The sequence below is a fragment of the Paenibacillus sp. FSL H7-0690 genome, assembly GCF_037980415.1.
Classification (GTDB): domain Bacteria; phylum Bacillota; class Bacilli; order Paenibacillales; family Paenibacillaceae; genus Paenibacillus_AQ; species Paenibacillus_AQ odorifer.
The window spans coordinates 682847-693201 of record NZ_CP150281.1; the positions used below are offsets into that span (position 1 = coordinate 682847).

Below are 10355 nucleotides of genomic sequence, written 5' to 3' on the forward strand. Positions count from 1 at the left end.
ATATGAAAAAAAGGGAGGCAACAAACATGAAGTTTGGAAAACGTACTCTAGTTCTATCTTTAGCATCAATGATGGTTTTTTCCGCACTGGCAGGCTGTTCGGGCGATTCCAACAACGCGGCTCCAAAGGCATCTGAAGGGTCTGGAGCAGCCAACAAAGAAACTACGCCTGATAAAGATGTAACCTTGGAATTATTGTATTGGGGTGATGATGTACAGAAAAAGCTGGTAGAAGCGGCAGCAGAAAAATATACAGCCGACACCGGAGTGAAAATCAATGCACAAGTACTTCCAGCAGATGGCTCCTTTGATACATTTATTCAGACCCGGCTCGAATCCGGTGAACTTCCAGATATCAGTTATATGGGTGAAGGCGATATCCAAAAGTACAATGAAATGGGAATTATCGAAGATATCAGCGATTTATTAGCGGACGGAAGCATTCCTGAAAAACTATCAGCGATTACAATCCATTCACCTGAGCAAAAAGTGATCGGAGTCGGCCTATCCAACCAGTTGGAGCTGCTTTACTATAGCAAGTCCAAATTTGATGCAGCAGGTCTTGAATATCCACCCTCCAAAGTTGAAAATGCGTGGGATTGGGATACATTCGTGACAAACGCGAAAAAGCTAACGACAGATACTAAAGGAAAAACAGCGGCAGATGAAGGCTTTGATGCTGCTCTGACCGAGAACTACGGGCTTGGTATGACAGCGGGACGGGAGTTCCACCACTTCTGGGCAGCTTATGCCAACGGTGGCGGGATTGTTTCCCCGGATGGAAAGGAGTTTCAATGGGATTCTCCCAAAACAGTTGATGCCATCCAGAAGCTAGCTGATCTCGTTAACAAAGACAAGGTTGCATCCGCTTTCAATTACACTTGGAATTCTGGAATTGGTTCTGCGGTAGACGCTTTGAGTGGTGGTTATGCCATGGCAATCAGCGGCTCTTGGGATCTAGCTAATATCAAAGGTAATGAAGATATCGGCGTTGGCGTTCTGCCTAAGATGGAAAAGGCAGTAACGATGAACTGTGGTGCTCCGCTTGTTGTGTACAATACATCGAAGCACATTGAGGAAGCCAAGAAATTCTATGCTTACATGGTCAACCCTGAGAACAGCCTGGAGCTGCTGAAGAGTGGTGCGTGGTTGCCGAACCAGGCAGATTGGTATACCGATCCTACCTTGGTTGAAAAGTGGACCTCCGATCTTCCTGAAAGCGCAAAAGAAACTATCCTTAGTTATTCCACAACGAAAGACTCTATCGCACAATGGCCTGCATATTACGTTCCTGCCTACCTCAAGATGAATACTGAATATGAGAAATCTATTGATCAGGCGTTGGCAGGTAAGAAAAGTGTTAAAGAAGTCTATGACGCGATCATGCCAGCGATCAAGCAGTTGTTCGAGAGCGGCAAGGTTTCCTAATTAGAGCTTATATTTGAAAAGAGGGCTATTGCTTATGAACCCAGAGAGCAAAACCGAAACGGCTGCGGTCTATGTTAAAAAGCATGCCAGAGGTGTCACCAAAGAGGCGGTGGCTGGATATTTGTTTGCAGCACCGGCCATTATTGGATTTTTGGTATTGACGCTTTATCCGATGTTGGCCAGTTTGTTTTACAGCTTTCATAAAATAACGATTATGAGCGGAAGCCAAGTTATGGAGTGGATTGGACTGGATAATTTCCGGTACATATTCACCAATACCAGCTCCGAATTCAAAAAATCCATAACGGTAACCTTGATTTATGCCTTCATTAATGTGGCGCTTGTAATCACCTTTTGTCTGATTGTTGCACTCTTATTGAACCGTAAATTTATCGGCAGAAACTTGATGCGGGCTATATTCTTTCTGCCGTCTGTAGTTCCGATGCTGGCGACAACAATTGTGTGGCAGATGCTTCTACAGAACCAAGCCAAGGGTGGATTGCTTAACTGGATTTTATTGCAGATAGGAATAGCCCCTGTTGATTTCCTGACAGATCCCATCCGTATTTTTGAGACATTGTTTATCATGAGCTTGTGGACCTGTGGTGGGACGATTGTTGTGTTCATCGCTACGCTGCAGGATGTTCCGGGAGAATTGCTGGAAGCTATCGAGATGGACGGGGGAAATGCTTGGCACAAGTTCCTCAAAGTAACCTATCCGACGATCAAGCCTGTCCTCTTTTTCCAATTGATTATGTGCATGATGACCTCTATCCAGATTTATACGCAAAGTGTGGTGTTGTCCAGAAATGGTGCACCCGATCGGATGACTTATTTTATCAACGTTATGATCTATGACCATTCATTTGTTCAGGTAGGGATGCGCGGTTTGGCGTCTGCTGAGGCATGGGTCGTCTTCCTAATCACTATGGCCATTACTGGTGTGCTGTTCTACTTCCAGGGCGCATTTAAAAGGGACGATTCGATGGGCAAAAGAAAGAAGGCGAGATAATGGCGGCTACCGCAATTATGAATTATACAAGTATCCAGAAAAAAAAGAAAAGAGCTAAAGCCATCAATACCGGGCTGATTCTGCTCTCCTGTATACTCGCAGTGGTGTTTGCTTTTCCGCTTTATTGGCTGCTGCGAGGTGCCTTCGTGAGCCATACAGAAATACTGGCGCGGCCGCCTGTGTTTTTCCCCGAGTCACTAAATGTCGATAATTTTCGGCTTGGATTGGAACGTATTCAGTTCCTGCGGCAGCTCTGGAATTCAGTTTCGATTGTAGTTCCTTATGTGATCGGGACGGTGCTGACGACAAGCTTTGCTGGGTATGCCTTTGCTAAGCTGAACTTTCCGCTGCGCGGGATGTGGTTCTTGCTGGTCATCAGTACGATGATGCTGCCTAGTGCCGTAACCCTGCTGCCACAATATTCTCTGTACACTTCTTTGGGACTGGCTGGCAAACCTGCTCTTATTATTCCGGCCTTTTTCTGTGCAGGCGGCAACGCGTATTTTGTCTTTTTGCTCCGGCAATTTTTCATGACGATTCCGCTAGAACTCAGTGAAGCTGCCAAGATTGACGGTGCGGGTTACTTCCGTATCTACTCCCGCATCATGCTGCCGCTTATACGTCCCGCAATGATTGTTGTGGCGTTGTTCAGCTTTATCAACTGTTGGAATGAATTTTTCTACACCATGATTTATTTAAAGACTGAAGCAGATTATACGCTGCCTATGGGCTTGTATATTGTGAACGGGATGCGCATTCCGAACTATGAACAGGTCATGGCGCTGGCGCTCGTCGTTACAGCTCCTTGTCTAGTATTTTTCTTGATCGGCAACAAATATTTTGTTGAGGGCATTACATTAACAGGAATCAAGGGATAAAAAGGAGGAATTCATCCAAATGACAAGTCATAAATGGCCCAGAAGAGCTTCTGTAGCGGCATTATGCGCGGCTGTGGTATTAAATGCAGGGATTGTTCCCGTATCGGCTAACTACACGACTGATTTCTATCATGAAGGTGTAGGCACCGATTACGGGCAGGCGAAGTGGAAGGATAATTCTATTGTTAAGGAAGGCGTTAATTTCAGCGATGTCACCGTCGGAGAAATGATGCAGGCAATTGAAGCTTTTGATTTTGAGGCTTTTGCAAAAGATAATTCCGATTTGCCTTGGCTTGACGCCTTGCTAGTTAACGAAGGTGTCATTCCGGATGATGTCAACGACGAAGTTAGCGCCAATACTCTGTTCAGCCGGGGAAGCGCTTTGTACATGAAGACTCAGGATAATACCAAGCTGGGTTTTGTGGGAACAGTGCATTACGCGGATACTTTGAACAAGGACACGATGTATAGCATCACCCTTTCTACAGGAGACTTGGCGGAACAGAAAAATGTGCGGAAGAACTACCCGAGTCATGAGAATCAGACCTACACAAGCGGAGGCCTGGAGATTAACCAGCGGAAATTTATTTCCAGCTATAACAGTGCTGTAACGCTGCTTCAATTGAAGAATCCTACAGCCAGCGATATAACGTTGACGATAAAGGTTATATCACCTTTTGTCTCAGCGGCTGAGGGTGATGAGCTGGTGGGTTACAGAGTGGCTGCTCCGCTAATGATAGGCAAAGCTGGGCAAAAGGTAGTTGAAGCAATGTCCTACGTGGATGTTCACCTGAGCGGAAACGGCATGAGTCCTTCCGGAAATGAACTGGTTAAAGAGATTACAGTGCCCGCCGGTGGCTCCGTTGACCAAAAGGTAGTCATGGGTTGGCTCGCGGATGAAATACCAGGCTCAAAGCTGCATTATGAGAGCTTTAAGGCTGCTGACAGCAATGATACAGCCTTCTCCGCACAGGTGCGGGAGTACAACGAGTGGTGGGCAGAGAACATTCCATATATCGATGTTCCCGATGAGAATGTGAAGAAGGTACTTTATTATCGTTGGTGGTGTAACCGCTTTAATTTGCTGGATGCCAACATTCCGGGCAATGACTGGCAGTTCCCGATGAACATGGAGGGCGTTCTCGGCTACAACAACGGGATTACGGTCAGTGTACCTTGGGCGATGCAGGATCTGAAATGGCTGCGTGATCCTTCCTACTTGTATGGAACCTGGCTGGCTCAAGGGGAATATTCCGAGAATAAGAACTATAAAAATAATCCCGGACGTCCTAACATCTGGACTTGGGATATGATGCAGAACACGTCGCAAGTAGGCTGGGATGCTTACAAGATTTACGGTGGTGGTCAGGAAATATTGAAGAAGTTCGCTGATTTTTCCGCCACTGATGTTACCGGCACACTTGAACATTTTAAAGGCACTAATCCAAATCTTGTTTATTATAACCATGGTCCGATTACAGGTAATGACGGAGATACCGTATCCATGCACTGGAATGGCAGTGGTAACTATGCCCGGCTGGATGGCTCTTCTACTACCTACGCCAATGCAGTGGCAACAGCGAAGATGTACGAGCAGCTTGGGGATACTGCGGGTGCAGCTAAAATGAACACTGTGGCGCAGAATATTAAGAATTCAATTCTGAATGAGATGTGGTACGACAAGGCTGACTTTGATGGTGACGGTGTGGCAGATACGAATGGTACAGGCAGCTTTTTGCACAAAAAAGTTGTGGGTGGTACCGATGTATTCAACCCTTGGCGGGATAATAACATGTTTGTCTTTAACTTTGGTGTAGTACCAACTGAAGGTGAAGAAGGATATGAGGCGAAATATTTATCCCAGTTGTCTGATTACGCAGATCCGAATTATTATCCGATCTTTCCTTTCTTTACAGCGGATCAGAACAGCATTATGAAGCGGGTGGAAGATTTCAAGAATGGCAAGACGGATGCCTTCGGTACAGACCAGTTCGCATGGTGTAACTTCGGCAACTATATTAATACCGTTCGTGCCTCTCTGCGCTATTATCCTATAGATAACATCAATAGTGACGTTTACAAAACACTGTTTGATTGGGGCGCTTGGTTGCATACAGTGGAGCCGGGCAATACGGACCACCTGGACTCTAATGAATTTTTCTGGCTGGAGGATTACTTCTTCGGCACGCCATGGACAAAAGACAATCCTCCTAACCCTAGTGGAGATATGGTACGGGCATGGATTCACCACGATACGCTTGGCATGATGAATTACACTGTGGTTGAAGATATGGCGGGTATTCAACCACGGACAGATGACAAGATCGAGCTATGGCCGATTAATGTTGATTATGACTATTTTGCTGTAGATAACGTGCGTTATCATGATGCTAACTTATCTATCGTATGGCAGGATCCTGCTAAATACAGCGACAATCCTCATTATCAAGGTATTCCAGCAGGTTATTCGCTCTTCATTAATGATGAACTCGTAATGACAACTAACGAAATGTCCCATCTGATTTATGATACAGCTACTGGTAAGGTGGAAAAACCTTCAGGTGATGTAACTGGGGCTGTTGGCGATAACTCGAAGACACAGGTGTTATATGAAAAAGGCAGTGCTACGACACTTGCTGCGGCAGATCAAACATCCCTAGCTAGCAATGAGAAGACTGTCGATATGTTTAATAAAGCAGGCGTAGATATTGTTAATGACGGTACGAATCTGGCTGTTGCTTCAGGCACTACTGTTGAATCGACTTATATCAAGAGCGGTTCGAACATCCGCAACCTGGCGGACAATTCGACAATCGCATCGATTAATCATACCTCAAACACAGCTTTATTCGGAGGTTCGCCGAATTCCGTCGATACGGTTACGTTCAAATTTGATGGAGTCCAGGCTGTGGACAATGTAAAAGTCTATTTCTATAATGACCGGCTTCTGAACGGTTATGGTACACCACAGACATTCGGTGTCGAATATCAGGATGCTGATGGAAGCTGGAAACCAGTGGAGGGGCAATTCCGCTATCCGGAGTATATTGCTTCCAACTATAACAATGTAGAGTTCCAAAAGGTTAACACTGCAGCGATTCGCATTCATGTGACGCATTCGCTGGAACTTGCGACCGCCATCAAGGAGATTCAGATCTACAACAATAATCTGGAGGTTAAGGCGGCTGCCAATCAGGCACCAAAGGTTTATCTAGAAACACCATTGAAGGTTGAGCAAAATGTGCCTCTGACGATTATGCCGCAAATCGTTGATGATGGATTGCCAAGTGGCAAGCTGACTTATACCTGGGAGAAGATTTCAGGTGAAGGAGAAGTAGAGGAGACAGGGCTTGATAAGGCCATGCTGCAAGCAACCTTTAAGGCGACTGGTGAATATGAATACCGTCTGACTGTTAGCGATGGGGAACTTGAAACTGTCGTGAAGGTTCCAGTCACCGTATTTGTAGCTACTGCAGAACTGACAGAGATGATCGCGAAGTTTGCGGATCGGGATTCCGGCAGACTTGTCCGGAACAAGGATGATTTTACTGCGGCAACATGGCAAGAGCTGCAAGCTGCACTGACTGCTGCCAAGGCATTGCTGGCTCAGGGAGAATATACACTGGAAGAGATCAAAGTGGCAACGGATCAAATGCGGATGGCGGTGGATAACCTTAGATACAGAAATGCTGCCCTTTTGGCTACGCCTAGTGCCTCTTACACTTCGGCATGGGAGTCTGTGTATGGCGTTAATGATGGTTATATCCCTTATACTTCAGCAAGTATTTACAATAGCGAAGCAGAAACTCAGTATGGGAACTGGGGCGGTCCCGGTGAAAGCCACTGGCTACAACTGACCTGGAAAGAGCCCGTGACTTTGTCAGGCAGCTCCGTGTACTTCTATGATGATGAAGGCGGTGTACAGGTACCGGGAGATTACAGCTTCGAATATTGGGATAAGGATGCCGGAAAATACTTACCGGTAACGGGCCTGAGCGAGAAAGGCAAAGCAAGAAATGCATTTAACGAGGTAACCTTTGACGAGGTGAAGACGGATAAACTCCGTTTGATTCTTAATAAGCAGTCCACTAGTATTTGGACAGGCGTTAAGGAATGGCGGGCAATTTCGTCTAAGCCAGAAGGAGAAGTTCCTGCTCCCGGCGACCATGGTGCGATTGTAAGCATTGAACAGATTGCGGTGAGTACGACAGTTAACGTCGTACCTAATCTTCCAGCTAAGGTTACGGTAACTTACGCCGATAAAACGACAGGCTTGGCAAGTGTGGTATGGGAGGAAATTCCCCTTAACAAACTCACCATTGCTACAGACTTCACTATATTTGGTAAAGTGGCGGGCACAGATATTGCTGCCAGCTGCCGCATCAGTGTGAGGTACGATAAATCTAAACTTAAAGCAGCCATTGATACAGCGGAAGATCCTTCGGTAAATGAAGAGAATTATACCGGAACGCCTGAGCAATGGGAGGCACTACGCATTGCACTAGAGGCTGCTAAAGCCACTTATGCAAATGACGGTGCTACCGATGGTGATATTAATGTGGCATATTCCAATTTGAAAAATGCCTTTGAAGCCTTACAGCCTGTCGAAGCTCATGATGCAACGATCAGCGGAATCACAATTCCGGACGGATCTATTGATCAGGTAGCCAAAGAAATTATTTTACCGGATACGACTACACTTGATGAGCTGAAGGAAGGACTTACTGTTCCGGTAGGGGTTACCTTCGCTGTGTATGAACCCGATAGCATTACTATTGCGGGAGAAATTCAAACGGGTTACAAGGTCATTGTGACGGCACTGGATAAAACAACGACCAGAACGTATACCTTAACATTAGTTTCTGTAAATCCACCTCTCATAACGGCAGCCTTGGAGGAGAAGCTTAGAGCAATAGAGGCTCTGGATAAGAGCCTTTATGTAGAGGAGAGCTGGAATACTCTTGAGAAAGAGGTAGCACGTGCAGTGATGTTGCTGGAGAGTGGAACTGCTACTCAGGCAGACATTGATGAGGCATTAAGTCAGCTTACTGCGGCGGTTGCGGGCCTGAAGTTGCTTTCAGAAGCTACGCCAACACCTACGCCAACATCAACACCTGCACCGACAACGACACCAACGCCAACGGCAACACCTGCACCGACAGCGACACCAACGTCAACGCCGAAATCAACAGAGGCACCGGGTACTTATGTGCCGGTAGCCACGGCAAAACCTTCGCCTAGCGCGTCTGCGACAGCTGCCCCTGCTGTAAGCAATGGTAAAATCATTGTCCAGATGGTTATCGGAGCAGATGGAAAAGCATTGGCTGAACTCACTGCCGCAGATGTTGAAAAGGCAGCAAAGGATGCAAAGGATGGTATGCTGTCCATTGTCGTGAATCCTACCGGAAACGCGAAACAAATTGTAGTTGAGCTGCCACTGCAGTCACTGGCAGCGGCGGGGAATGTTAAATCCCTCAAGATTGATACAGGAACAGCAAGCATAATGCTGCCGGAAAGTTTCCTGAAGACTTACAAAGATGCTAAGAACAGCAAACTTAAGCTTATTGTGGGCACTGGAGATATATCCGGATTGCCACTTTCGGTAAGCAGTCAGATGAATGCAGGTACAATTAAAGACATCAGTCTTAGCGTAGATGGTGTGGTTATTCCAGGCGATGTACTGAAGACATCGGGGATCAAGCTGGCACTTCCTTATACGCTGAAGTCTGGTGAGAAAGCTCATAAAGTAGTGGTTTATTACTTGAACAGTAATCAGCAACTAGAGACCGTTAAGAACGGAAGATTTAATACAGGAACACAGATGCTTGAGTTAAATTTGCAACAGCTTGGCAGTTATGTAGTGGTTCACTCGAATGTTTCATTCAAAGATACCGCTACAGCTAATTGGGCGGTAAACAGCATTGAAGCACTCGCAGCACGAGGCGCAATCCAAGGGATGGATGCTGAACACTTTAATCCAAGTGGAAATGTGACCCGTGCAGAATTCATCAAAATATTGATGAACGCTTTTGATTTACTAGATGAGACGGCTGTAAGCACATTTACAGACGTTAAGGATGGGGCATGGTATGCCAGTCCGATTGCGAGCGCTCAAAAGCTCGGTATTGTTAGAGGCAAAGCGGATGGCAACTTTGGTGCAAGCGAGGAGATTACTCGTCAGGAAATGGCGGTCATGATTTATCGTTTGGCTCAGACGATTAATATCCCATTGACCGACGGAACAAAGGCTTCTGGTGAAGCATTCTCTGATGTGAACCAGTTGTCTGCGGATGCAGCCAAAGCTGTAGAAGCGATGCGTATTAGTGGAATTATTAACGGTATGACATCCAACCAATTTGGACCAAACGGCAAGGCTACAAGAGCGCAAGCAGCGACCGTGATCTTCCGCCTGTTTGAGCAGCTTCAATAATCGTGCAGCAATACAAGATATAAAAAATCATGCAGCAATGCAAGATATAAAAAAGACGCAGGTGTCCCGTAGTCATGATCATGACTACTGGGGCATCTGTTTTTTTGTTGCCCGTCGTATGTCCAAAACGCCAGCTTTATTAGTTCAAAGCTGCTAGCTTAAAGGTGCCAGTGCCAAACTACTAGAACAAGATGCCGACCCCAAACCTAATCTCATGCTCGTATCCACCACGCTCTTAAAACAAACTTTGCTTCATGGTATGTAATTTGCACGCAAGAGATCGCTAACGGACCCAGTAGCCCCTAAATGCAGCATTAATCGACTTTTGGCGTACTATCGGACCCTATAGTCACTATTGGCATGAAAACCGCCCAATTTGAGCCACTTTTGATGAAATAGCTGCACTGGAGTCCGAAACTGTGCCCAAAAGGCGATAAATGAGCAAATAACGCCTCCTTAGTCCTTAAGCACCTGATGATGTACTGGGTGTTATTGTGCTAGGTCCGTAAGTCCCCAGAGATGAGTGTACTTCGGCGGTAACGGACCCAGTAGTCCCTAAACGCAGCATTTATCGACTTTTGGCGTGCTATCGGACCCCATAGTCGCTA

4 protein-coding genes are annotated in these 10355 nt (G+C 46.1%); all 4 read left to right on the top strand.

Annotation, left to right across the window (positions count from 1 at the left end; translation table 11 throughout):
- Nucleotides 1–26: 26 nt before the first annotated feature.
- From MHI32_RS03160 to MHI32_RS03175, 4 genes are read left to right on the top strand one after another with little or no spacing between them, the layout of a single operon-like run.
- A complete protein-coding gene (locus tag MHI32_RS03160) occupies nt 27–1427 on the top strand; it encodes an extracellular solute-binding protein (RefSeq protein WP_076124434.1) in 1401 nt (466 codons plus the stop codon).
- A 34-nt stretch (nt 1428–1461) separates the two neighbouring features.
- Nucleotides 1462–2439 carry a sugar ABC transporter permease gene (locus MHI32_RS03165; RefSeq protein WP_081383334.1) on the top strand — a complete coding sequence of 326 codons (978 nt, stop codon included), beginning with the start codon at nt 1462–1464 and terminating at the stop codon, nt 2437–2439.
- Nucleotides 2439–3317: a carbohydrate ABC transporter permease gene (locus tag MHI32_RS03170; protein ID WP_340011869.1), complete on the top strand. Its 879-nt coding sequence runs from the start codon at nt 2439–2441 to the stop codon at nt 3315–3317. Before MHI32_RS03165 ends, MHI32_RS03170 begins: the two co-directional genes overlap by 1 nt.
- 19 nt (nt 3318–3336) lie before the next feature.
- Nucleotides 3337–9747 carry an S-layer homology domain-containing protein gene (locus MHI32_RS03175; protein WP_340011870.1) on the top strand — a complete coding sequence of 2137 codons (6411 nt, stop codon included), beginning with the start codon at nt 3337–3339 and terminating at the stop codon, nt 9745–9747.
- Nucleotides 9748–10355 lie beyond the last annotated feature (608 nt).

Coding starts and splice junctions, on each gene's coding strand:
- MHI32_RS03160 (WP_076124434.1), top strand. CDS start 27: ATGAAGTTTGGAAAACGTACTCTAGTTCTATCTTTAGCATCAATGATG.
- MHI32_RS03165 (WP_081383334.1), top strand. CDS start 1,462: ATGAACCCAGAGAGCAAAACCGAAACGGCTGCGGTCTATGTTAAAAAG.
- MHI32_RS03170 (WP_340011869.1), top strand. CDS start 2,439: ATGGCGGCTACCGCAATTATGAATTATACAAGTATCCAGAAAAAAAAG.
- MHI32_RS03175 (WP_340011870.1), top strand. CDS start 3,337: ATGACAAGTCATAAATGGCCCAGAAGAGCTTCTGTAGCGGCATTATGC.